Origin of the sequence: Novipirellula caenicola (assembly GCF_039545035.1) — a bacterium.
In the GTDB taxonomy this organism is placed as follows: Bacteria; Planctomycetota; Planctomycetia; order Pirellulales; family Pirellulaceae; genus Novipirellula; species Novipirellula caenicola.
In genome coordinates, this window is record NZ_BAABRO010000004.1 from 60,435 (window position 1) to 84,107 (window position 23,673).

Genomic DNA, 23,673 nt, shown 5'->3' on the forward strand with positions numbered 1-23,673 from the left:
ACGTTCTCTAGAACCCGCCTTCGGCGATTCCCGCGTCGATTTGTTCCTGCACGATGGCATCGAGCGCGATGTCGGTAAACATCTCATCCGGAATATCGCTCCGATCGGCCACCAGCTTTGCTCGTGAGATCACTTCGTTGACGGCGGTCGAGGTAAACGGTTGGACCAGTTGTCGCCCTAGTGCATTGTCCGCCGGTTCATGAACCGGGGACAACACATCTTCGAAGTCGAATGACGTCGCTTGGTCGAGTTCCGCGGCGCGGCGGAGACGCGAGATTTGTTTTAGCGACTCTTCGGTGTCACCCTGATCCTGTTCGATGACAAACGATTCGACGGCCGCCAATTCTCCCCACTGCAACACAGGCAACCGCTGCAAACGCTGCATCACGCCAGCGGCTTGCCAGTTTTCGTATTCGTTGCGTTCCACCGATTCAGCGAACGTCTCGAGCCGTTTGACGATCAACTGTTTCTGCTCGGGTGACAACCGGCTCTGTTCAATGTCGGGAATGTAGCTGCCGCGTATCGTCCGCACCGCCAACTCGCCCCGTTTTTGAAACAAGAACCAAGTTGATACACCACAAAAGATAAAACCGGCCATTCCCATCAATAGCGTGGCTGCCAAGATCGCAGGCATCCAGCCCGGCCCCTGATCGTCGGCCGTTTGCGACGCCGTATGGTTAGGCGGCGCAGGTTCGGAGGACGCAGGGTCAGAGGCCTGGTGGCTTGCATCGGTGGGATCAGAGTCGGACATGAAACGCAATGCTAAGGGAGAACGTTCGCGGAAACGCTACGAACAAGACGCGAACTACATATCCAATTCGATCTTCAAGATCTTGAACCGCAACTTGCCCGCGGGGGCTTCGATCTCAGCCGTTTCCCCCACCTTTTTGCCGATCAAACCTTGACCGAAGGGGCTGGTCACGAGGATTTTTCCCGAGTCATAGTCTTCGTCGCCGGCGCCGACCAACGTGAATTGTTCTTCGTCGCCGTAAGCCAAGTCTTCGACGGTAACCTTGCAACCAAAGACCACCTCGTCTTTGGGCAATTGCGAAACATCGACAATCGAAGCGCGGGCGATTTTGTCTTTCAACTCGTTGACCTTCGCCATCACCATCCCTTGGTTTTCACGTTGGGCATGATATTCAGCGTTCTCTTTCAAATCGCCCTCAGCGCGCGCTTCGGCAATCTTTTCCGTGATCAACGGCATCTCGACATTTTCAAGTCGATGAATTTCCGCTTTGATCTTGTTGTATCCCTCCCGTGTCATCGGCACTGAGTCATGCATGGTGGGAAATCCTCGTGAGAATGGTTATTAAGAATTGTGTTCGACAAATCGATAAATCGGATTCGGCGGCAAACGCAAAATTGCTAGCAGCCCGTTGAACCCTCACTAGCCAAAATAAAACCTTCCTCAAGCCGCGTCGGCTGAGAAAGGTTCTTGTCATTAGCAATCGGTCATTTTCGCCTGTGGCGAAGCTCTTGTAAAGATGAAAGCAGCGAAGCGGAGCTAGCAAGGGCGAGAAATTCGGCGCGTCGGTCCATCACGACCATCGAATCCTCGGCAACCGCAAAATCGATTGTCGCGATTGCGTAAGGCCTTCGCGATAAGCAAGATCGTTAGTGCGGGCAAGGTCCGTCGGTATGAAACCCAAGCGGGGGTTGATCCCGCCGCAATCACTCGGCGGGCGGATCGCGGTACTCGACCGGCGTGCCCTCGGGATCGCCTTCGTAGGGCAGACCAATTTCTTCGCCAAGCCAACGGCCCAAGTCGACTAACTGACATCGTTCGCAGCAAAACGGTGGCGTCGGCGTTTCATCGACGAAAAACCGCTTACTGCAAGTCGGACAGGTCAGCTTCATCACAGGTTCGTTGATCGAATCAGATTTCTTATTCATACGCTTCAAATGGGAGTAAACCGTAGCGTTCGTTGCAGCAACATCCATTGCCACCGACCTAGAGAATCGCGGCCGAGTCGCAGTTCACAAGCCGTCCTTACTATTTAATCCTAACGACACCGCTTCGAGCGGCTACCACCCCAAGGCAATCAACATGTCACGAATTTGTTCATGAACATCGCTGGTGGCGCGTACGACCAAGACTCGCCGCATCGCATAATACTGAATCGTGCCCGCGCCGCCGTGTGAATCCCAAAATTGCGGTGCCACCACCCGCTGGATCAACTCGACCAATTGCCATCCGTTGTCCACCGCCGCACCGCCCGCAGCACCGCCGACGGGGTCTCCTGATTGGCCGCTGGCTGCATCCGCATCAGCCGGCTGCGAGGCGGCTGAATCGGCATTCACCCAGTCGCTTATCCGAGAACGCTTTCCCGATTGGAGATCGTCATTGGTTTGGCGGATCAACGCATCGACCTGCTGAGACAGCGTTTGCGAACGAGGAATATTCGCGCGTCGCAAACGATGTTCGATGTGGTGCGCCGATTTGATCAACCGACGACGCACCTTGGCGGCATCCCCGCGAAGCATCTCACTGCTGGCATAGCGGGGATCGCTGCGAAGCAGGACGTAAAAATCGCAGAGTGCGGTCAGCGCTGATTCCTCTTGCTGTGGATCACTCGCAGTTGCTTGGCGTCTCAGTAGCGTCGATGCGGTTTGACTAAGCGTGCTGAGCGATGCGGGAGCGGACGATGACGTTGCCGTAGCAAGCGGTTGCGACTGGCAAAACGCTTCGCCCATCGTCATGACCGCTAGGATTGGCAGAAAAAACCCGAGCTGCAGAAAACGAGCACGCGGCGACCGGAAACCGCCTCGGCAATGCAAAGGAACGCCCCATCGGCCCGGAGCTGCGGCTACAATGGGATTCGGATTCCCCCCCAAACTCGATTCGTGCCCGCCTGGCATCGATTTGTCGAGGTTCGGCTTGTAGATGTTCGACAGGATCACCATGCGAATTCCTTGTTACCACGTGAGTGCGTGTTGCCCCGAAACGGGCTGCCCCGCGACGCGTTATGACCATTCCGCTGCAAACGAGAAACGATTCATCTTCTCGTCTTCTCGAGCATTGCGATCCGTTGTGTCGGCGTGCCTGACGTTCTTTGTTTTAACCGATATGACGCCGGGGCTCGCCGCAAATGAGGCAAAATACAGCCCCGAGGTGGTACAGAAAGCAGAGAAAATCCTCGAAGCCGAAGGACTCCGCCAGAGCGGAAAAACGATCCAGCCGACCAACGCCACCGAGATCTCGCGGGCCCTGACCAGTTTAGCGCGTCAGCAGCGTGAGTTGAAATTGATCCAACAATCGTGGAAGGCGGCCCAAGCCGCGGTCGATTTGAATCGCAATCAACTCCAACAGATGAACACGCAGGTGGGTGAGTTGAATTTGCAATTGGCACGGGTCGCAGGCGTCAACGTTCAAGCGAACAACCGATTGGTTGGTTTGATCGAAGCGGCTCGGTCGCAGATTCGCACCGCAATGGCCAACCGCACGGCGCTGCAAGAACAACTCGCAGCCGAACGAGCCAAATTGACAGCGGCGGAAACCGAGTATGCGGAAACGGTGCTGGCAATCCGATCCGACTATGAAAAGCTGTACCATTCGATTTCGGAATCGCTGCAGAAAAAGGAAACGCAGATCGCCCTGCGAGTGATGGCAACCAATTTCGAGACGCCATCGGAGTTGTCCGCAGCGATCATTCTGAAATCGATCGACAAGCGACTCGAACGAATCGAGCAAGAGATTTTCCGCGAATCGATTCCGTTGACGCCGGGATCGGGCGGAGCGTTGGGGGTGACCGTCGTGGTCGGCTCGAAACCCATGCACATGATCGTCGACAGTGGCGCTTCGCTGGTGACGCTGCCCGCGAAAACCGCCGTCGAACTTGGGATCGAGGTTCCTGTCGACGCCCGCCAAGTCATGTTGGTGATGGCGGACGGGCGGACGATTTCGGCTCGTGCGGTCGTCTTGCCTCGCGTTCGAATCGGCGAATTTGAAGCCGAGAATGTCGAAGCGGCGATACTTGATCCGATCGCCACCGACGCTGAACCGCTGCTTGGGATGAGTTTTCTGCAGCATTTTAAGTTCGAGATTGATGCCAGCGAAAAAACCATCACGCTGCTGCGAGTCGCCACGGATTAGCGTTCGTGCCGTCATGGATTAGCGAATCACCGCGATAAACCTTTTCGCGCCCCCGCTTCGCGCTCGCAAGATTGATGTCGATAATCCCCAGACTTCAATTTTGTTCCTCGATATTGCCGGCTCAATTTGCATGCTGGCGCGGAGTCTGCTGTTCGATGCAACGTACATTGGTACTGTTAAAACCCGATTGTGTTCAACGCCGTTTGATGGGCGAAGTGATCTCTCGATTCGAAGCCAAGGGGCTTCACGTCGTGGGCATGAAAATGCTTCGCGTGACTCCTGAATTGTCGCGACAACACTACGCCGAACACGTCGAAAAACCGTTTTACGGCGGATTGGAAGAATTCATCACCTCAGCTCCGGTTGTGGCGTTGGCGATCGACGGATTGGATGTCATCCAAGTTGTCCGCGACATGCTGGGAGCCACCAACGGGCTAAAAGCAGCCGCAGGCACGATTCGTGGCGATTTCAGCAGCAGCCGACAAATGAACCTGGTTCACGCCAGCGATTCCGAAGAATCGGCCAGCCGCGAGCTGAAACTGTACTTCCGCGATGAAGAATTGTGCGACTATGAATCGGTCTTGACCGCATTCATGCGTGCCTCGGACGAGTAAAGCTCGCAGGCTACAGAAGGTCGCAGAGATGCGTGATTTGCGGATGCGATCACGCGATGCCCAAACGGGAACGCGAGCGAAATCCGCTCGCGCGGTGGCCACGGAACAAACGTGCTCCGTGACAAATTAGCCCCAATTCAATAGGCTCGACAGGCAACAAGATTGCTGTCGAACGTTCTTTGACGCTATCGCTGATTGAGTTTTTCTTCGGCGCGAGCCGCCTTCAAAGCCGCGGCTTCGCGTGGCAGTTTGAATTCAGGCCCTGCAGGGAAATACTGGACGTCGTCCTGCAAGTAGTAGGGACTCGGTAACGTTTGCCCATTCAGAGCGACTTGGCATCCCGTGGTCGAGATGACACAGGCCCCCGAGAGTACGGTGGCTACAGCCAAACGAGTCAGGCGTTGTTGCTTCGACGTGCGGCTCATTGATGTGCCTTCGTGATTTCCGGCGAGTTGTCAGGTGCATTTCAGAACAAACCGACTGCTGTTATCCATATCACAGCAAGTCTCGTTACTTCCGGTATCGTCCAGACAACCGTTACATCTTTACTTTGGGCCAGCACAAAGTGCTATTTTTTCTCGGCCGCCTTTGCTTTCATTTCTTCGAGTTTGCGTTCCAGCCGCTCGATTTCGGCATCTAACTCTTTGCCCCGCTTGGTGGTCGCGTCGGTTTCCGATCGAGGCCGCGTCAACAAATCGGTATCAAAGGCACGTTCGACCGGGTCCACCTTGGGCGTCGCCAACTCTTCGAAAGCGGCCTGGTCGATCGCTTCTTCATCGCCAAACGCTAACGGATCCGCCCCCGACATAGCATCAGCATTGGCCACGGGATTGGTTACAGTCGGCGATTGCGGCTGGGGTAGCGTTTCCGCGGGAGCCGCGGGAGTGGTTCCGCCCTTGCCATCGCGATTCGTTTTTTTCTGCCCTGCTAAAAAGTTTCCCAGTGCGGCTCCGACACCTTCGAGCATCGATCCCGTATCGCCACCATCTCCCGCGGGGGCGGCGGTATCCGCAGCCGATTTAGCCACCGAACCGCTCTCCGACATGCGGGCGGGATCCAAGGAGAGCGTGAGCAGACGTTCATCTCGAATCAGTTGCAGTTTCAGTGGCTTGTCCGCATCCCACTGCTGCATCCGTGATTCGAATCGCGCTGCGGTGAACACGAACTCACCATCGACCGAAACGATGCGGTCGGAAACCTGAAATCCCCAACGCTGGCCAACCGAACCAGGTTCGATTTCGCTCACCACCGCGCCTCGCACCACTTGAGCATCTTCGACTTCGATCCCGAAACGCTTCAAAATGGATTCCGATGCCACCGATTCCGAGGGATCGGCGTCTGCGGGGACCGGTGTAGCGGGAACAGGGTCTGCGGGAACAGGATCTGAGGGAACAGGATCTGACGGGACCAGGACCGATTTTGCAGACTCTTCATATCTGGACGCCACGGTGGGCTGGCGGTTTTCTGATGCGGAGGTGACGGGTTTGGCCGCAGCAACGGGTTCATCGCGAAGCGATCGTTCGACCAACGGGATCGTCAATTGGCCTAATCGTCGACCTCGAATCACTCGGGCGACCACCGATTCGCCCGCTCGGCGCTGTCCCAAAACCTCGATGACTGCTTGGATCGTAGGCGTCTCTTGCCCATCAATCGCAACGATCACGTCGCCTTCGCGAAGCCCCGCCTCATTGGCACGCGAATGATTTGAAATGCGAGTCACTCGCAATCCCTGCATTGTCATGTCCATTTGCTCGACATCCACCCCTAACGATCCGCTGCCAGGCGGCGTTAGCGGTCGATTGACGGTTGCCTGCGGCGTGTTGGAATTGGGGCGAACGATTGGCTGGACGGGCCTGAGAGGCGATTGCGGCCGCGGCTGAGGCTGCACCGCTGGGTTGGGCAGCGACTGAGGCAGCGGCTGGGGCTGCAACAAAGGCTCTAAACGAGCACGCAAACGTGGAAAGAGCTGGGCATGGGCAGTGTTTGCGTCGACAAAGGTTGCCAACCCAATCGCAGCCGCGATGGCCAACAAGGAAGCGTGGTGACGTTTGCTCTTCATCGTTTCTCTCAATTGACTGTCCCGTATTACCGTTAAAATCAGGCTCCTATCATACGGAGCGGCTGAACAATCTGATAGGGTCAGGGGCTGATAAGGCCTGCCAGCTTCGCCGCCCCCATTGTGTGCGGGTGCACTAAGAATGCTCGAGTCAGGCCGCTGCATAAACTGCACCAAAAAGAGCCAATATGCCTACGATTTGCCCTCAGATCGCTCCCGTCCACGATTTGCCGGTCATCCTGCCCCAATTATTGCAGGACCTGTCCATCGGCCGGGCGCAGATTGTCGTCGATCAGATTCGAGGTCTGTTGGACGATGGGCATCCAGACAGCATCCTGATCGTGACCGCAATCGACCAAGATGCGGCATCGGCCCCATCCGGCGGCAAGCCGTTGGCAGCTGCGATTGCGATTCATCCCCCTCAAAAAGGCGAGTCTCCCCGCAGTTCCAATGATTCGGCGACGCTACTGCATGCGGGATGGATAACGGAGGTGGCTGAGGACGAACGCCTGCGGATCATCCAGACCATCCAAACTCATCTTGATGAGACCCTTTCTCGCCGAGGTGTCCATTTCGTCCAATGGGCGTGCGATGCGTTTTCCCTGACCGATTCGGCCGAAGCATGGTTTTCGGGACTCGGGTTTCGCTGGGTAGCCGACCTGGAATACATGACCAGATCGCTTGAACCGTCCACCGAGGGGACCAGCGCAAGCGACCGCGCCAAGTCTGCCACGCCGCACGCGTCCCCTGAGCCTCGCGTGCGACTATCACCGCTGGATTGGAACAACGAGTCCGCGTTGCCAGCGTTTACGAAACTGATTGACCAGACCTACGTCGATACGCTCGATTGCCCCTCGCTACTGGATTACCGTTCGGCCGAACAGACGATCGCGGGCTACCAGGCCAACGCCTCCTTTGCTCCGGAATGCTGGTTCACGGTGTCAAAGACCACTCCTGTGGAAGACGGCGACAATCCAGTTGGGGTAGCCATCTTGGCTCGCCACAATGGAGGGCGAAAAAAAGCGAACCAGAGTTCGGAAATCGAAACCAATTTCGAGCGATCAAACGAAGTCGTCGAGCTCGTTTACATGGGATTGATTCCCACCGCGAGGGGGCAGCGTTTAGGGATCGATTTGATCCGCTCGGTGATTGCGACCGCCAAGGGGTTTTGCGCCAGCCGTTTGATCTTGGCCGTGGACCAACAAAACGACGTTGCCAGTGATTTATACCGAGCATTTGGGCTCCAATCGATGTTGGAGGAATCGGTATGGGTGAAGTCGCTGTGATTGAAAATAAAATCCCGCTGACAAGCCCACAGAGTCGCATAAAACGCCAATTTCGCCGCTGGTTTGCCCCTAAGCCATTGATGCCAAAGCCGTTATGGCGGCAAGATAAAAATGAAGTTCTGATGTGGGTTATGTTATCGACATATTTTCCACAAACGCGCCCAGTCTAACGACCGCTCCGAACACGCTAGGGTCCCATCGAACGAGAGTGCCGTATCGTGGTCTTTTTTGGATTGTGCGGACGTCAGAGCATCACGCTAAAGAAATCTTCTTATTGAAGGTGCAGAGGTATTTGACTTCGATGCTAGCAACCATAGAATCTGGCCTCACGCGAACGAGACAGTGTGCTTCAAAAAAGCACGAGGCGGGTTCTAAGAAAGAGTCCTTTGATCGCGAGAAGTTATTTTTGAACGTTCGAGTTTGGGAAGGCACTGTTGCCGCCCAGCGGAGCTAGGTTGGCACGATTTCCAATCGCCAACGCTTTCGGCTGCACTCTCAACTCGGCCCCCCACGGCATTCTATTTTCGCGTCCTCATTTGGACGATCCGGTTTGCGGATCCTTCCGAGTGGTGGCGTGTTGGTTGCACCGCGAAATATCCATGAAGGAGGATTGCGCTACCGGTATGTCCGCTCCGCACGGCTGCATCGACGACAAGGTTGTTGTCGAAACATTCAAGGAAGCTTTGAAAGAGCGTATCGGTGCAGATCGATTCCGGATGTGGTTTACCCACGGAGTCGCCTTCGCGGTCCAAGCTGCTACTGCCGAAAACACGGCAAGTGGCGAGAACGCTGTCGGTGGTTTGCAACACACCGAGACACCTGAGCCCACGTTTGCCTCGACCGATGTCCCATCGCGGCTCGATTCGGGCCCACGCTTGGTCGTGTTGGTCAGCGGCCAATTTGCCTTGGATCGCTTGCGACAAAACTTCCTGCAACAAATCCGTGCAGCGGCGGCCCAAGCTTGTGGATCCCCCTTGGCGGTCGCGATCGAACTGGGGCGTCCTCAGCCGACGCAAGTCGAGTTACCACTGGAGTCAGACGAGGCTGCAGAGAACGGAAACAGCGAACAAGCAGGAAACGCAGCAGCGATGGCCCCGGCAGCGCTTGCGAGCGTGTGCGTGGGGGCAAATGGTCCTGCGGGCACCGGAGCGATGGCTCAGCCTGCCGCTTCGGCAACAGGGCAAACCGCGTCATCGCCGCGAGCACGCCGTTTGCAATCGCCAACCCGCCGAGCTCGTGAAACCCATGGTTCGCCCCAACGCAAACGCTCCGCCGCACAGCCATTGTCATCACTGATTGCGGCAGGATCGGTTCGTTCACCCAAACCCAAAAAATCACGTCCGGTCGACGATGGCACACAGCCGTCGCTTCCGAATTTTGAATCAACCGAAACCGCAGCGGCCGAGGCGTCCGGTACGGCGGGCATGCCTGCGGGTTCGTCCAACGGCAAACCCACGCTGCCTCGCGACGCGATGACGCTTAGCAGTTTCGTCGCCGGAACGTCCAACCAACTCGCCCACACCGCGGTGATGATGGCGTGCCAAAGCCCCGGCAGTGCAACGCCCTTGTTTCTGTACGGCCCCTCAGGCATTGGCAAGACTCATCTTGTCAATGCAATCGCCGACCAATTCCGCCGCCGACATGGCATGCGGACGGTTGTGCAATTGTCGGGCGAAAAATTCACCAACGACTTCTGCAAATCGGTTGGCACCACGGGGCTACCTGCGTTTCGCAAACGCTACCGCGAAGTCGACGCACTGTTGATCGACGGCGTTCAATTCCTGAGTGCCAAAAGTGCCACGCTTCGCGAAATGCTGTATACCGTCGAGGCTTTGATCGAAGCAGGCCGTCCGATCGTGTTTACCGCGAACCAGGCTCCGTCGGAAATCGAAGGACTGTCGCGAGAATTGTCAGGACGTATGGCCAGCGGGCTGGTTTGCCCGATGCACTCGTTGGATTCGACGACTCGCGAAACCGTACTGCGGCGTCTTGTCCAACAGCGATGTTCGATCCCGTGGCCGGATGAAATGATCACCGAGGTCAACGCTCAACTTGCCGGCGACGGCCGCGTGCTCAGCGGGATCGTTAACTTGGTCGCCACGCTGCAAAAGATGTTTGGCCGCATGGCCACGATGGACGAGATTCGTCAATTCGGCGGCAACCTGCTGCGGGTCGGACAAGCTTCGGTGACGCTAAGCACCATCGAGCGAACGGTTTGCGAAGCCTTCAATGTGCCGCTCGAGGACTTGCGAGGTTCGTCGCAAGCTCGTGCAGTGTGCGAACCACGAATGTTGGCGATGTATCTGTCACGCCAATTGACTTCGTCGGCCTACGCCGAAATCGCCAACCACTTTGGCGGTCGCTCGCATAGCACTGCGATTGCGGCAGAGAAAAATGTCAAAAAGTGGCTCGAAAGTGGCAAAGCGATCGGTCGTGGCCCGACTTCGGTGTCCGCTCGCGAAGCGATCGACCGAATTGAAAACCAATTGCGAACCGCGTAAACAGTGCGGGGGGTGGCGAAACGGGTGGTCAGAACTTCCCGAATTGGTTCAGGTTGCGTAATTCTGCGACGCCCGATCAAATAAGACTTACTCAGCCTCTTCGTTTCCTAATCTCCACGGACCGGAATCTTGACCGCAGACGACTTTCAGTTCAAAGGCCGAAAAAAGAAGAAAGAAGCCAGCGCCAGCGAGATCCTTCAGCGGCAGCCGCCCTATGATCTCGAAGCGGAAATGGGCGTGATTGGAAGTATTCTGTTGCTGCCCATCGTGTGCGATGACATTGCATCGCTGCGAGCCGAAGATTTCTTCGACGACGCGAATCGTAAAATTTACGAACACCTTCGCGACATGCATGACCAAGGTCAGAAGATCGATATCACGCTGTTGGTTTCGCGACTGCGAACCGCCAACGACTATGAAGCGGTCGGCGGAGCGGCGTATCTCGCCAAGCTATCCGGAGCGGTTCCCAACGCGGCGCATGCGGTTTATTACGCAGGCATCGTTTCGGAAAAAGCAGTCTACCGCCGCTTGATCGAAGCGAGCACCGAGATTCTCCGCGACTCCTACGAACAAAACAGCGAAGCACGCGAAATGTGTGCGCAAGCGGAACAAAAGATCTTTGCGATCATGGACGGCCGCTCTGGCAACTCGGTGCACAGCATGAGTGATGTTCTGCATGCGGCAATGGACCGAATGGAAGCGCGACTCAGCGGTGAACACACCGACGGTGGCTGTGAGACCGGATTCACCGAGTTCGACAACATGACCGGCGGTCTGCATAACGGCGAACTGATCATTCTCGCTGCTCGTCCGTCGATGGGCAAAACCGCGTTGGCGATGAACATCGGAGAATACGTTGCCATCAACCAACGTTTGCCCGTGCTGTTTGTTTCGTTGGAAATGTCCGGTATCGAGCTTGCCGATCGTATGCTTTGCTCGCTTGCCCGAGTCAATGGCCACCGACTGCGTAACGGCACCATTTCCTCGGACGACCGCGAACGGCTGATCCAAAAAGCCAACGAGATCAGTGAAGCTCCGCTGTACGTCGACGATTCACCAAGCCGAACGGTTAGCGAAATCGCGGCGGCCGCACGTCGAATCAAGCGACGCGAAGAGGCGTTGGGTTTGATCATCATCGACTACTTGCAGCTGATTGAACCGGACAATTCGCGTGACCCCCGGCAGGAACAGGTTTCGAAGATCGCGCGTCGATTGAAAGGGATGGCTCGTGAATTGAGCACTCCGCTGCTGTGCTTGTCTCAATTGAATCGGCAAGCCGAAGACAGCAAAGATCACCAGCCGAAATTGAGCCACCTGCGGGAATCCGGGGCAATCGAGCAGGATGCCGACGTTGTCATGTTTGTGCACCGCGAAGAGTACTACCATCGCGGCGAAGACAAAGCGCAATACGCCGGGCAAGCCGAGATCATCATGGCGAAACAGCGTAATGGTCCGATCGGAAACGTGCCGCTCAGCTGGGAAGGCGACTTCACGCGGTTCAGCGACCGAGCCCCCGAACGCCACAACGAGTTTGACGACTACGCCGAATTCAGCAGCCCTGGTGGCTTCTAGGATCTACTCTAGCATTTGCATATCGGTCATCCCGCTGAGATCCAGGCCCCAGCCTGCGCCCGAGCAGGCGTTCTAAGCCTGCCCTACTAAAATGCAACGCAACTTGCAAAGAAACTTATCTAAAATCATTTCTACGTTGGTTTGGCAGTTCACCTCATGCCATCACTCGCGAGCATGTTCGTGATTACCTCGAATACTTGGTCGACGCTGGCCCGGACTCTTCCACCGTCTCGGGTCATCTGTCGACGATCCGCACTGTATTTGACAAAATGTGTTTCCGCGAGATTACGCTAGGGATTGCCATACTATCGATTCCGCCGGAGGAGCAGTGGAGTGACTCACTCCGCTGGCTCACCCGAGAACAGCAAGAGCGGTTTGCCACTGCGGCATTTTTTACGATGTTACAAATGCAGATCACCGGCCATTATTTGAGACTCCCTCAACGCTCGCCACCGAAGTAACCGGTTGCTAATCATTGCACTGGACAGTTAAGGAGATGATTGCCGTGATCGAAAACAAGCTGGCTGCGGTTTCGCAAAGAGGGCAATGGGGAACTGGAAATCCATTCCACAAACCGAACGAAATTTGCAGCAACGAGTTGTACCTCGCCAACAAAAATGGATTAAGTTTAAGGAAATCAAAAACGAGACTCCAGCATCGGGTCTCCTTTCCTATCAAGTACGATACCGAGTCGTACATAACTCCGTTGGCGGACGCTAGTCGTTCGCTTCACATCCCATATCCATTGGAATGCTCGTGGCTTTTGACGATCGCCACACCGAGCCGCTCTTGGCTTTCGCGCTCGTCGGCATCGGCACTGCAATCGGCGCTCCCGTCCTAAAACGCGTTTTTAGTCTCTCAGTGTACGTGTCGATTCCACTGGCGCTAGTCATCTGCCTGCTTTTGCTTGGCTGTCTCGCGTTCGTGATTGCGTGGTACGATCGCCGATCTCGGTGATTCCGTGCGTTTGATGCGGAATCGCGTTGAACTAGGTGGGTTTTCCTGGGCAGTGGACGATTCCCCGATCATCAACGTTGACGCTGCCCCTAACCATGTCGACTTCGTTGTCATGCGTGCCACCGAATTGGCTGGCCAACTCAATTGCCGATTCGTCCGTTCTGACGGATAGTGTCAAACAACTGGATACGGCCTTGGTTCTTCACGGTCGTACAACTCCTCAGGGTTTCGCGTCAGCGAGGAACGAGCTTGATCCCAAAGCCAATGTTCAAGGCAAGCCGCATCGTGGCGGGAGGTGGCTGGATCGTTGAAGCGACGTCGTGTGACATTACGAAACGCTAGTGGGGAGTACAGCTCGATGCATCGCGGTGCCGTGAATGAAGTGCTGCATTCAGAAAGAATACAGGAAAATGGGTGACAGGAAAATGAAGATACTGTATTTGGGGGTTGATCATTTTTCTGTCCTCCATCTTCCTGTAAATTCAGCTTTGCTTGCTTGATCGATCAAGCGATGCTTCACAAGGTCAATTCCTATACACCGAACGAATTAGCCGCCCACAGTACCTTGCCAGCAACAATAGAATAGAACCGGGGCAATTAGAAGCGAGTCTCCAGCGTGGAATCTCCTCCCGATAAAGTACGACATCAAGTCGTACACAACTCCGCTTGGCCAGCACAGTCAAATGAGTAGTCACCAACTCATCACTGGAAGCGTAGCCGCAGCGGAACTTGTTCCCGCATCGGTCGCGTACGACAATCACATCGTTCCGCTACGCATTCTTGCCGACACCCTTATCGTTGCGGCGGAATCGCCGCTCACCACCGAGACGCAACAACGCCTACACTTCATCCTCAACCGCAACGTTCGTGGCGTGACTCGGACAGCCGAATGGATCGCCGTCCGGCTCCATGAACTAAACAACGATCAACCTGAACTCGATGATGCCGACGTTGGCGTGACTTGGTACTGGCCCAACTGGCATTGGTGCGACGGTGACCAGCTCAACGTCAAATGCTCCGGCTGGGAAGGCTCCTCGCATTGGTCTGGTTGCGCTAAATTCCCACCCGATCACCCCGACCACGACATGTGGCGATGGATCGTCTCTGTCCGCCCATACCAACGACTGGTTGACGCGAAAGAGGTGCCGAGCATCCGCCGAATCTGGAATCGGTACGTAGCGAGGTGCCGCTAACATGGTTTTTACGGTAGGCCTTCGGCACACCTTCCTTGGTTGGTCACGCGGGCACGCATTAGTACAATTTCCCTTTGTTCAGACATCGTTCGCTTCGTTTATCGCGGTGTCGTAAAAACCTTCCGTTGCACGACCTACTTGCCTCCAATTCATGCCTCGATTCTCGATCCGAGACGTGCTCTACTTCTTGACGGGCTTCGCTGCCCTGTTCGCTTTCATTGCGTTGGGCGGCAACAAGGAACAGTCCATTCTGGGATTCTTCGTTGATTCGCTCGGCCTGCTCTATGGTCCCGCACTACTGTGCAGTGGCTACATCGCATTCTTTCTGTGCTGCAAAGTCGTTCGACGCACCTGTAGTGTCGGCGACGTCGCAGCGTGCCTGCCGATTGCATTGCTCCCCACTCTGATCGGTGCGTTCGGGATGATTCATGCCTTCATCTATCACAACTTCGTGTTCGGATCGCAATCCTCGTATCCGAATCCCAGCAATTTGCTCTATGCTCACTCCGTCGCACTAGTCTGCATGGCAACGGGGATGGCTGCCTCGGCACCATCCTATATTCTGCTGTCGTGCGTCCTAGTCCGTCAGGTGTTACACCGTGACCGGTAGTGCGACGGTCGCCTAACATGTTTTTTATGCTGAGCCCTTCGACACACCTTCGTTCTTTGGCAACGATCGCAGGCTTTGGTACAATCTCTCGTAGTTCAGGCATCTCTCGCTTCGTTTAGGGCGGAGTCGTAATAACCTTCCGTTGGCCGTCACCGGTGAAACGTGATTTGCCTCAAATGCCAATCGCGGTTCCCGATCAATAACGGTGTCCCTCCGGCATTCTACTATCGCGTTGGTGCTGCCTCGCTGTCGGCAGGCCTCGTGTTCTAAGGATGGATTGGCTCTGCAATTTGTTTCGTGGTTGGGCTGGCTTCACTTATCGCGTCGTATCATGAAGCAGCGATCAATCGCGGATCTCAACGATGGCTGTGGGTCTACCTGAACGTCATCGCCTGGCTTTGCCTCTACGCGGCAATTCCCCTTTGGAATCGTTTTATTCGTCAACCGGAATGGTAGTGTTGTTGCCGCCTCACATGATTTTCATGCTAGGCCTTCGGCTTCGACTCGGCATCGTCTGTCGATTTATCACAGTCAGTCGTTTTGCAAGGTATCGTTTTGTCTCGCAATCAGAGGAATACAGGAAAATGGGTGACAGGAAAATGAAAATGCGGTAATTTGGGGGTTGATCATCTTTCTGTCCTTCATCTTCCTGTAAATTCACCTTTGCTTGCTTGATCGATCAAGCGATGCTTCACAAGGTCAATTGCTAAACACCGAACGAATTACCCGCCCACAGTACCTTGCCAGCAACAATGGAATAGAACCGGGGCAACTAGAAGCGAGTCTCCAGCGTAGGGTCTCCTCCCCATGAAGTACGACACCGAGTCGTACATAACTCCGTTCTTTGCGGCGGCTTCGAAGCAGCGGCCGCCAACCATCTGGAACCTCGAGCCCCAGGGGATAAAGAACTACATTTCGTCGGGCAGCGGCTCTTCGTCCACCATCACGCCCCAACCGTCGCTGCGGCCGCCGTGCGGCTTGGACAACTCGTCTAGCTCGGCCTGAATCTGCATGATCTTGTCATACTCCGGCACCATCGTGACGTTGACATAGACCGTCCACGCTGGGCCGAACTCTTCGTCATCGTCCTCGGCCGCCTCTTCACCCTCCTCTGGCTCGCCCGAGTCGTAATAAACCTCGGTCTCGTACTGTTTGGCCATCAGCGCCTTTTCAATCCGATGGGCCGATGCTTCGTCGGGCGCATCGACTGCGAATTCAATCAGCAGCGGAGCCGACATGTCGACGCCAAGCGATTGAAGGTTCGCCAACACTGCGCCATCCGCATCTTCGGGATAGGTCGTCATGAACGTATTTCTTAAAAGAGGTAAGGAAACAAAATAGCGAAGCCATTGCCACGGAAACATTTGATCCGCATCGCCTTAGGAACAATGCGGAATTGGCCTAAGATTGGTTTTCCAGTGGCAATTTGATGTGGGCCAAAGAGTGCCCGTTTTCGGACAAGTAGGTGTAGCTTCCGAGAGCACGCTCGTAAAACTGAAGCAATTCGCCAGCTTGGACATTATCAATTTTTCCGCTGCTGACGGCGGCATTGATATTGTCCAGCAACCGCCGAATCAATTCTCGGTCGTCATACTGGACATAGCCGAGGACTTCGCTGACGGTGTCTCCTTTGACGATCGATTCGATCTTCACCGAATCACCGTTCAAATCAACATGCACCGCGTGGGTATCACCAAACAAATTATGCAGGTCGCCAAGGATCTCTTGATAGGCACCCACCATAAAGATGCCGATGTGATAGGGCTGCTGCTTTTTAAATTCATGCAGCAAGATCGTTCGCTGCGGGCCTTCGCCGCTCACGAATTTGTCAATCTTTCCGTCGCTATCGCAGGTAATATCACCGATCACCGAATGGCGAGTCGGTTGTTCATCCAAGCGATGGATCGGCATCACGGGGAACAATTGATCGATGGCCCACGAATCGGGCACCGATTGAAACAACGAGAAGTTGGCAAAGTAGATATCCGACAACAAACGATTCAGATGCTTGACATCTTCGGGCACATGCTCCAGCTCGCTGGCAAATTCACGCACGCGGTGGCAGACTGCGAAATAGAGATTCTCGGCAACCACCCGCTGCTCTAACGGCAAATACCCACCGCTGAACAAGTTCATCGCCAAATCAAGCGACGTCTGCGCATCGTGGAACGATTCCAACATATTGGCAGCGGTCAAATCTCGATAACTAATCCATAGATCCTGGACAGGCTGCTCATATTCGTCGGGAATTTCCGTTGGCAGGTCTTGCACGCTGCCCTGCTGGGTCACACCCAGGGTGTTGACCACCAAGACGCTGTGATGCGCAGCGACGGCGCGGCCGCTTTCGCTGATCAATTCAGGATGCGGAACCTCGGCTTCGTCACATACGGTTTGCACCAAGTACACAACGTCCTTTGCGTACTCTTGCATCGAATAATTCATGCTCGATTCATTGTCGCTATGCGAACCGTCATAATCGACGCCCAACCCGCCACCAACATCCAGCATTTCCAATCCCGCCCCGCGGCGGTGCAAATCGACGTAGATGCGTGCCGCTTCGAGGATTGCGGCTTTGAGCTGGCGAATGTGCGTGATTTGGCTGCCGACGTGAAAGTGCAACAGTTTGAAACAATCCGCCATGCCACGCGATTCGAGCTTTTCCAATTGGCGAAGCATTTCTGCCACCGTCAACCCAAACTTCGATCGATAGCCGCCACTGGCTTGCCAACGTCCCGAGCCTCGAGTGGCAAGTTTGACTCGCATTCCAATGGTCGGACGCACGCCGAGCGCTTCGGAGTGCTTCAAAATCAGATCCAATTCACTGACCTTTTCCACCACCGGGATCACGGTACGACCGATCTGCTGCGCCCGCATCGCCAAGTGGATGAAGTCGTCATCCTTGAACCCGTTACAGATAATCGGTGTCTCGGAGTCGGTCATCGCGACCACCGCCAACATTTCGGGCTTGCTGCCGGCTTCGATTCCAAAGCCAAACTCGCTGCCGTGCTTGGCAAATTGCTCGACCACGTCACGCTGCTGGTTCACCTTGATCGGAAACACACAGCGATAGGAGTTGTTGTATTGATGTTCTTCGATCGCATCGGCAAAGCTCTCACTCAGCCGTTTCAGACGATCTCGCAGAATACCGTTGAAGCGAATGAGAATCGGCAGGTCCAAACCTCGCTGAGTCAGCCCATCGACAAGCTCTTTCAAATCGATGGCCTGCTCGGGGTCTCGACTCGGCGAAACCATCAACCGGCTGTCCTTGGTGACGTGAAAATACCCGTCACCCCAACGGTCCACTTCGTACAACGATGCCGAATCGGCTCCGGACCATTTTTTGGGTGCTACAACGCTCATTCCGCCAGAAACCTCTTGGTGAATCGATAACGATTGCGCCAGGACCAACGGCTGCCCGCAGCGAAATCAAACGAGGGTCGGATTTTACAGAGACACTCTCAAAAGAAAACGCCCTGTTGCGAAGCAACAAGGCGTTTGATGTCTAAATTGAGTGATTTTTTAGCGCAGCTTACGCTTGGAACGAGCTACCACAACCACAGCTCTTCACTGCGTTGGGGTTCTCGAAGGTGAAACCTTGCTTTTCAAGGCTGGAATACCAATCAACGGTCGTGCCGTCGAGGTACAAAGCGCTCTTCTTGTCGACAATTACCGCGACGCCGTGGCAATCGTACTTGCTGTCTGCTTTTTCATCGAACTTGTCGTCGAATCCAAGCGTGTAGTTGAAACCACTGCAACCACCGCCAGCAACGCCGATTCGCAGCGATGTGGATTCATCAAAGTTATTCTCTTGGCGAAACCGCTTCACTTCTTCAGCGGCTCGTTCCGTTAATTTTATTGCCATCGTTGTCAAACTCCTTCGGACGCCCTGTCGGACTGGTGAGTTTCGAAATGTAAACTACTCAGGTCTACCATGGTAATGCCGAAGCCTCCCAGAAAACCGTCAACCTTATAGTATTCGGAATGCTTGGGATTCGACAAGATGCAAGTATTGCGAATTGCCTGAGAATGACCGCAAAACTGGCGGTTTCACTGCGGATCGACACGCCACAGCGTGCATTTCCGTTCCCTTTTTCTCCGCTGAGGGGCCCCTTCGTGCCACACAGGGCCACCTGGGTGGTCCCTGTACGATTGGCGGACAAAACGCCTTGAATTGGCTTAGGATCCCTCAGCCGGTTCTGTTTTTTCGGCTGTGGGATCCTTATCCGCAAACGTGGGGACGCCTAGGCTGCTGCTGCCGACCGAGCGCCGGCCGCGTAAAAACCGCTAATGGTCTCGACGACCCGGTGCTGTTCCGCTTCGGTCAACGAAGGGAAGATCGGCAGGTTCAATACTTCCTTGCTCGCACGCTCGGTTTCCGCCAACGCATCACGATCGAAATCGAGATCTTGGAAACACTGCTGCTGGTGCATCGGAACCGGGTAATAGACCTCCGACCCAATGCCACGCTCGGACAAGTACGATCGCAAATCATCACGACGACCTTCGCCGACTCGCAGTGCGTATTGATTCCAAACGTGGAATGCGTTGGGGTCAGTCGCCGGCAAAACGATCTGATCCGCGGCAACCAAGTTGGCTTCGCTGAGCAGTCGCGAGTAACGTTCGGCGTTGACGCGGCGATCTTGGACCGCTTTGTCCAAATGACGCAGCTTCACACGAAGCACGGCGGCTTGGAACGTATCCAAGCGGCTGTTGATCCCGACGACTTGGTGATAGTAGCGAGGACGCATTCCGTGGCTGGCATACAATCGCAAACGGTCTGCCGTGGCAGCGTCACCGGTCGTGATCATCCCACCATCGCCCATGCCGCCTAGGTTTTTAGTGGGATAGAAACTGAAACATCCCATTTTCCCCCAGCTGCCAGCCGGACGGGAGTGATAGGCGGCACCAATGGCCTGGGCCGCGTCTTCGATGACCGGAATGTCGTGATCGCCAGCGATTTGGCAGATCCGATCGATCTGTGCACATTGGCCGAACAAGTGGACCGGGATGATCGCGCGAGTGCGATCGTTGATCTCATTGCGAATCGCTTCGGGATCCACGTTGAACGTATCGGGACAAATGTCGACGAATACCGGCGTTGCACCTAAACGTGTGATGCAGCTAACCGAGGCGAAAAAGGTAAAACTAGGAACGATCACTTCGTCGCCAGGACCGATTTCCAGAGCCATCAGCGACAATAGCAAGGCGTCGCTGCCCGAGGCACATCCGATCGCGTTCTCGGCTTGGCTGTACGCAGCAACTTCGTTTTCCAATGCGGTGACATCAGGACCAAACAAAAATCGACCGCTGTCGAGCACTTCGGTCAGCGCTTCGAGAAATTCTTCGCGGTGAGGGCGGTTATCACGATTCACGTCCAGCAAGGGGACGCCGTCGGTGGCATTGGCCATAGGAGCAACCTTCCATGGTTGAACTGGTTAATAAAATAGGGGGCTTGGTAAAGCGACGTCGATCCGCGCTGGCCAAGTCAGGGGATTGGTTCCCTCGTTATGAAATAATCGCTGAGCGAGTGTCGGGTCAAGAGAAAAAATTCTTAACCTGCAGTGCCCCTTGGTCTTTTCAGTCTCCTCCGCGTTTCTTTCCCACGCGGTCGTTTCGTTTCGGATAAAATGAGCCCTCCTGCCTCCGCTGCTCTCCAACCTTCCCCCATCCCTCGCGGAAATACAGATGTACCGACGTCGATCTGTTTCACGCATGCCACCGCCGCTGGGCCCTTGCCGCTTGCCTGCCCGTCGCTTGGTTGCCCGCCAGCTGGATGCCCGCCGGTCGGTTGCCCAGCTCGTCATCGTGCTCGGTGCCATCACGCTACCTTTGTTCGTCGGCACTGCGGTGGTCGGACAAGCCCCAATCCAGCCCGAAGTACGCAGTGAAGCAAAGCCATCGGCAGAACACGAAGCATTTTTTGAAACCGTCATTCGACCTGCGCTCATTGAACATTGTTTGGATTGTCATTCGGTTGAAAACGAAGTCAGCGGCGGATTGCAATTGGACACCAAAGCCGGTTGGCAAGCTGGCGGCGATTCAGGGGCCGCCATGGTTCCCGGCCATCCGGACCGTGGCACGCTGATGGCCGCGATTCGCTACGAGGACGCTGATTTGCAAATGCCGCCCGATGGAAAACTGCCGGGGCACCTGATCGACGCATTTGCAAAATGGATCGCCGATGGTGTCTATGATCCACGTACCGCCGAGGTCGCGGCGACGAGATCGAACTCGGGGTTGTCGGTCGAACAAGCCCAACAACATTGGGCATACCGGCCGATCCAAACCCCTTCCCTTCCGTCGGACTCCGCCACCGCGTCGAGCTCGCCGATTGACTACTTTTTGAACCGACGACTGCTTGAATCGGGACTCACCGCCACCTCGGTTGCCGATCACTCCACGTTGGTGCGACGGCTTTATTTTGATTTGACCGGATTGCCTCCGCGTCCTCCTCTTGCCCCCCCAACCGAAACCAGCCCAACTGGCCCCCACCCAACTGAAACTCGCCGCTCGGATGCCAAGCAGAGCAAGAACCAGCAACACCATCCGGCCGCCTACGACGCGGATGCCTACGAAACGCTCGTCGACGAATTACTCGCATCGCCACAATTCGGCGAGACGTTTGCTCGCCACTGGATGGATGTCGCACGCTATGCCGAATCGATCACGCTTCGAGGTTTCGTTTTTCCCGAAGCATGGCGGTACCGCGATTACCTAGTCGAAGCGTTCAATACCGACCGGCCATTTGACCAAATGATTCGCGAACAAATCGCAGGCGACTTACTCAAGTCCGATGATTTGCACCAACGTCAAATGCAACATGTCGCGACCACGTTCTTGATGATGGGAAATTCAAACCTCGAACAACAGGACAAGACTCAACTTGAAATGGATGTGATCGACGAACAGCTTGATACGATCGGACGAGGCTTTTTAGGGCAAACGATTGGCTGCGCGCGATGCCACGATCACAAATTCGACCCGATTCCCACCCGCGACTACTACGCGTTGGCGGGCATCTTTCGATCCGCCACCGCGCTGAAACACGCCAACCTGTCTCGTTGGATCGAAAAACCGCTTCCGCTTAGCGAGTCGATGCAGCGGCACTACGAATCGATCTCACAAAAATTGCAAAGCGTGAATGCGGAAATCGCTTCGCGAAAAAAATCAGCCAGCATCAAATTGTCCGAAGAAAACCGCATCATTCCGTTGGTGGAACTCGACGGGATCGTCGTGGACAGCGGAGCGGCGAAATTGGTTGGTGAATGGATCCATTCCACGTCGGTTGGCCGCTTGATCGGCGATGGCTATATCCATGACGGCAATGATCACAAAGGATTCAAAACGGCAACCTTCGAACCGCAAGATCTGCCGGCGGGAAAATACCAAGTCCGGCTCGCCTACTCTGCCGGTACGAACCGCGCCTCTAACACTGTGGTTCGTATTTTCAGCGTTAACGAAGAAACCGTGGTACGGATTAACCAACGACGTGTGCCGCCGGAAGAGGGCGTGTGGATCTCGCTGGGTGAATACGATTTCGAACGCAATGGCCAAGCGTTTGTCATCGTTTCCAACGAAGACAGCGATGGTTATGTGATCGTTGACGCCGTTCAGTTCTTGCCGCTTGCGTCCAATCCGAATCGTGCGGATTCGCAAGCTGCCGCCCAGTCGAAACAACCGGGGCAAACCGAGGATGAGAAACAAAAGCAAATCCAAGCTGCCGAGAACGCCCGCATCATCGCTGATTTGGAAGTCGAGCGAAAATCGCTGATGCAGCAACTCGCCGAACGTCCGCACTACATGACGCTCGAGGAAAATGCGACACCAACCGACGTCGCGATTCACATCCGCGGCGACGTTCACAACCTCGGTGATCGCGTGCCTCGCGGTTTTTTGACGGCGCTTCCTCACGGTGATTCGCACCCGATCGATCCGGATACCAGCGGACGATTGGAATTGGCGAACTGGATTGCCTCGCCCGAAAACCCACTCACCGCACGTGTTTATGCGAACCGCATTTGGGCCGCATTGATGGGGCAAGGCATTGTCCATTCGATGAACAACTTTGGCACCAAAGGCGACGTCCCGACGCATCCGGAACTGCTCGATTGGTTGGCCAGCGAATTGATCCAAAATCAATGGTCCACAAAACATCTGGTCCGCACGATCGTGATGTCCGACGCGTACCGTCGACGGTTGACACTGGATGACCCGGCCGCGAACCAGATGCAACAGAAACTCGATCCCAAAAACGAACTTTATTGGCGAGCCAACTCGCGACGATTGAGGGTCGAGTCGCTACGTGATGCGATGCTACAAATTAGCGGCGAACTCGATTTGTCCCAAGGCGGATCGCTGATTCGGCCTGGAACCAATGCCGACTACAACTATCGCATCGATTCACCGCGGCGGAGCATCTATCATCCGGTGTTTCGCAACGCATTACCTGAATTGTTCGAGGCGTTTGATTTCGCAGACGCCAGCGTTTCGGTGGGACAACGCACGCGCAGCACCGTCGCGACGCAGGCGCTTGTGCTGGTGAATCACCCCTGGATCATCGCTCGCGCCCAGGCGGCCGCCGAGAATTTTCGCCAACACGGTTCACTCTCGAACGCTGATTTGGTCGATCTGATCTACCAGCACTGTTTTTATCGTCTGCCCAGCGACTCAGAACGCTCCACCTGCGTCGCATTCCTCGCCCAATCCGACGACAGCGACGATCTCGATCGGCTTGCCATGCTGATTCACTCGCTGTTTGCGTCTCTCGACTTTCGCTACCTGCCCTGAG

At 55.3% G+C, this 23,673-nt stretch carries 18 protein-coding genes; 8 read left to right on the forward strand and 10 right to left on the reverse strand.

Features of this window, described 5'->3' with window-relative positions:
• Positions 1–7 precede the first annotated feature (7 nt).
• From ABEA92_RS10010 to ABEA92_RS10025, 4 genes are all read right to left on the reverse strand, one after another.
• A complete protein-coding gene (locus ABEA92_RS10010; RefSeq protein ID WP_345683691.1) occupies positions 8–751 on the reverse strand; it encodes a hypothetical protein in 744 nt (247 codons plus the stop codon).
• 54 nt (positions 752–805) lie between these two features.
• A complete protein-coding gene (greA, locus tag ABEA92_RS10015) occupies positions 806–1,285 on the reverse strand; it encodes a transcription elongation factor GreA (protein ID WP_040764267.1) in 480 nt (159 codons plus the stop codon).
• Positions 1,286–1,674: 389 nt separating this feature from the next.
• On the reverse strand, positions 1,675–1,896 hold the full coding sequence (locus tag ABEA92_RS10020) for a DNA gyrase inhibitor YacG (RefSeq protein ID WP_345683692.1): 222 nt from the start codon (positions 1,894–1,896) through the stop codon (positions 1,675–1,677).
• A 132-nt stretch (positions 1,897–2,028) separates the two neighbouring features.
• Complete coding sequence (locus ABEA92_RS10025) at positions 2,029–2,907, reverse strand: hypothetical protein (RefSeq protein WP_345683693.1); 879 nt, start codon at positions 2,905–2,907, stop codon at positions 2,029–2,031.
• Between ABEA92_RS10025 and ABEA92_RS10030 the strand changes: the two genes are divergently transcribed.
• On the forward strand, positions 2,906–4,096 hold the full coding sequence (locus ABEA92_RS10030) for a retropepsin-like aspartic protease family protein (protein ID WP_345683694.1): 1,191 nt from the start codon (positions 2,906–2,908) through the stop codon (positions 4,094–4,096). The two genes, ABEA92_RS10025 and ABEA92_RS10030, sit on opposite strands and share 2 nt — an antisense overlap.
• Before the next feature lie 155 nt (positions 4,097–4,251).
• Complete coding sequence (gene ndk, locus ABEA92_RS10035; RefSeq protein ID WP_345683695.1) at positions 4,252–4,710, forward strand: nucleoside-diphosphate kinase; 459 nt, start codon at positions 4,252–4,254, stop codon at positions 4,708–4,710.
• Positions 4,711–4,895: 185 nt separating this feature from the next.
• Here ndk and ABEA92_RS10040 read toward each other — a convergent pair whose 3' ends face one another.
• Together ABEA92_RS10040 and ABEA92_RS10045 are read right to left on the reverse strand one after the other, a co-directional pair.
• Positions 4,896–5,135, reverse strand: a complete 240-nt coding sequence (locus ABEA92_RS10040; protein ID WP_008692795.1) for a hypothetical protein — start codon at positions 5,133–5,135, stop codon at positions 4,896–4,898.
• Positions 5,136–5,278: 143 nt separating this feature from the next.
• A complete protein-coding gene (locus tag ABEA92_RS10045; RefSeq protein ID WP_345683696.1) occupies positions 5,279–6,769 on the reverse strand; it encodes a PDZ domain-containing protein in 1,491 nt (496 codons plus the stop codon).
• Between the two features lie 185 nt (positions 6,770–6,954).
• Between ABEA92_RS10045 and ABEA92_RS10050 the strand changes: the two genes are divergently transcribed.
• The 5 genes from ABEA92_RS10050 (at position 6,955) to ABEA92_RS10070 (ending at position 14,885) form a co-directional block, all read left to right on the forward strand.
• On the forward strand, positions 6,955–8,052 hold the full coding sequence (locus ABEA92_RS10050) for a GNAT family N-acetyltransferase (RefSeq protein ID WP_345683697.1): 1,098 nt from the start codon (positions 6,955–6,957) through the stop codon (positions 8,050–8,052).
• A 599-nt stretch (positions 8,053–8,651) separates the two neighbouring features.
• Positions 8,652–10,553 carry a DnaA/Hda family protein gene (locus ABEA92_RS10055; RefSeq protein ID WP_345683698.1) on the forward strand — a complete coding sequence of 634 codons (1,902 nt, stop codon included), beginning with the start codon at positions 8,652–8,654 and terminating at the stop codon, positions 10,551–10,553.
• Between the two features lie 129 nt (positions 10,554–10,682).
• Complete coding sequence (gene dnaB / locus ABEA92_RS10060) at positions 10,683–12,125, forward strand: replicative DNA helicase (protein ID WP_345683699.1); 1,443 nt, start codon at positions 10,683–10,685, stop codon at positions 12,123–12,125.
• A gap of 1,640 nt (positions 12,126–13,765) precedes the next feature.
• Complete coding sequence (locus tag ABEA92_RS10065; protein WP_345683700.1) at positions 13,766–14,275, forward strand: GspE/PulE/PilB domain-containing protein; 510 nt, start codon at positions 13,766–13,768, stop codon at positions 14,273–14,275.
• A 151-nt stretch (positions 14,276–14,426) separates the two neighbouring features.
• Positions 14,427–14,885: a hypothetical protein gene (locus ABEA92_RS10070; protein WP_345683701.1), complete on the forward strand. Its 459-nt coding sequence runs from the start codon at positions 14,427–14,429 to the stop codon at positions 14,883–14,885.
• A 908-nt stretch (positions 14,886–15,793) separates the two neighbouring features.
• Here ABEA92_RS10070 and ABEA92_RS10075 read toward each other — a convergent pair.
• The 4 genes from ABEA92_RS10075 to ABEA92_RS10090 all read right to left on the reverse strand — a co-directional run bounded on the left by ABEA92_RS10075 (position 15,794) and on the right by ABEA92_RS10090 (position 20,293).
• A complete protein-coding gene (locus tag ABEA92_RS10075; protein ID WP_345683702.1) occupies positions 15,794–16,189 on the reverse strand; it encodes a ribonuclease E inhibitor RraB in 396 nt (131 codons plus the stop codon).
• A gap of 97 nt (positions 16,190–16,286) precedes the next feature.
• Positions 16,287–18,245 (reverse strand): biosynthetic arginine decarboxylase, encoded by a 1,959-nt coding sequence (gene speA, locus ABEA92_RS10080; protein WP_345683703.1) that lies wholly within the window; start codon positions 18,243–18,245, stop codon positions 16,287–16,289.
• Positions 18,246–18,414: 169 nt separating this feature from the next.
• Positions 18,415–18,747 (reverse strand): HesB/IscA family protein, encoded by a 333-nt coding sequence (locus tag ABEA92_RS10085; protein ID WP_345683704.1) that lies wholly within the window; start codon positions 18,745–18,747, stop codon positions 18,415–18,417.
• A gap of 379 nt (positions 18,748–19,126) precedes the next feature.
• Positions 19,127–20,293 (reverse strand): DegT/DnrJ/EryC1/StrS family aminotransferase, encoded by a 1,167-nt coding sequence (locus tag ABEA92_RS10090; protein ID WP_345683705.1) that lies wholly within the window; start codon positions 20,291–20,293, stop codon positions 19,127–19,129.
• Positions 20,294–20,570: 277 nt separating this feature from the next.
• On the opposite strand from ABEA92_RS10090, the gene ABEA92_RS10095 reads away from it, so the two are divergent.
• Positions 20,571–23,672: a DUF1553 domain-containing protein gene (locus ABEA92_RS10095; protein WP_345683706.1), complete on the forward strand. Its 3,102-nt coding sequence runs from the start codon at positions 20,571–20,573 to the stop codon at positions 23,670–23,672.
• The last annotated feature ends 1 nt before the right edge of the window (position 23,673 follow it).

Bases quoted from the DNA above. Each gene is read 5' to 3' on its own strand.
- ABEA92_RS10095 (WP_345683706.1), top strand. From the start codon at position 20,571: ATGTACCGACGTCGATCTGTTTCACGCATGCCACCGCCGCTGGGCCCT.
- speA (WP_345683703.1), bottom strand. From the start codon at position 18,245: ATGAGCGTTGTAGCACCCAAAAAATGGTCCGGAGCCGATTCGGCATCG.
- ABEA92_RS10020 (WP_345683692.1), bottom strand. From the start codon at position 1,896: ATGAATAAGAAATCTGATTCGATCAACGAACCTGTGATGAAGCTGACC.
- ABEA92_RS10065 (WP_345683700.1), top strand. From the start codon at position 13,766: ATGAGTAGTCACCAACTCATCACTGGAAGCGTAGCCGCAGCGGAACTT.
- ABEA92_RS10030 (WP_345683694.1), top strand. From the start codon at position 2,906: ATGCGAATTCCTTGTTACCACGTGAGTGCGTGTTGCCCCGAAACGGGC.
- ABEA92_RS10040 (WP_008692795.1), bottom strand. From the start codon at position 5,135: ATGAGCCGCACGTCGAAGCAACAACGCCTGACTCGTTTGGCTGTAGCC.
- ABEA92_RS10085 (WP_345683704.1), bottom strand. From the start codon at position 18,747: ATGGCAATAAAATTAACGGAACGAGCCGCTGAAGAAGTGAAGCGGTTT.
- ABEA92_RS10045 (WP_345683696.1), bottom strand. From the start codon at position 6,769: ATGAAGAGCAAACGTCACCACGCTTCCTTGTTGGCCATCGCGGCTGCG.
- ABEA92_RS10070 (WP_345683701.1), top strand. From the start codon at position 14,427: ATGCCTCGATTCTCGATCCGAGACGTGCTCTACTTCTTGACGGGCTTC.
- ABEA92_RS10055 (WP_345683698.1), top strand. From the start codon at position 8,652: ATGAAGGAGGATTGCGCTACCGGTATGTCCGCTCCGCACGGCTGCATC.
- ndk (WP_345683695.1), top strand. From the start codon at position 4,252: ATGCAACGTACATTGGTACTGTTAAAACCCGATTGTGTTCAACGCCGT.
- ABEA92_RS10010 (WP_345683691.1), bottom strand. From the start codon at position 751: ATGTCCGACTCTGATCCCACCGATGCAAGCCACCAGGCCTCTGACCCT.
- ABEA92_RS10050 (WP_345683697.1), top strand. From the start codon at position 6,955: ATGCCTACGATTTGCCCTCAGATCGCTCCCGTCCACGATTTGCCGGTC.
- ABEA92_RS10025 (WP_345683693.1), bottom strand. From the start codon at position 2,907: ATGGTGATCCTGTCGAACATCTACAAGCCGAACCTCGACAAATCGATG.
- ABEA92_RS10090 (WP_345683705.1), bottom strand. From the start codon at position 20,293: ATGGCCAATGCCACCGACGGCGTCCCCTTGCTGGACGTGAATCGTGAT.
- ABEA92_RS10075 (WP_345683702.1), bottom strand. From the start codon at position 16,189: ATGACGACCTATCCCGAAGATGCGGATGGCGCAGTGTTGGCGAACCTT.
- greA (WP_040764267.1), bottom strand. From the start codon at position 1,285: ATGCATGACTCAGTGCCGATGACACGGGAGGGATACAACAAGATCAAA.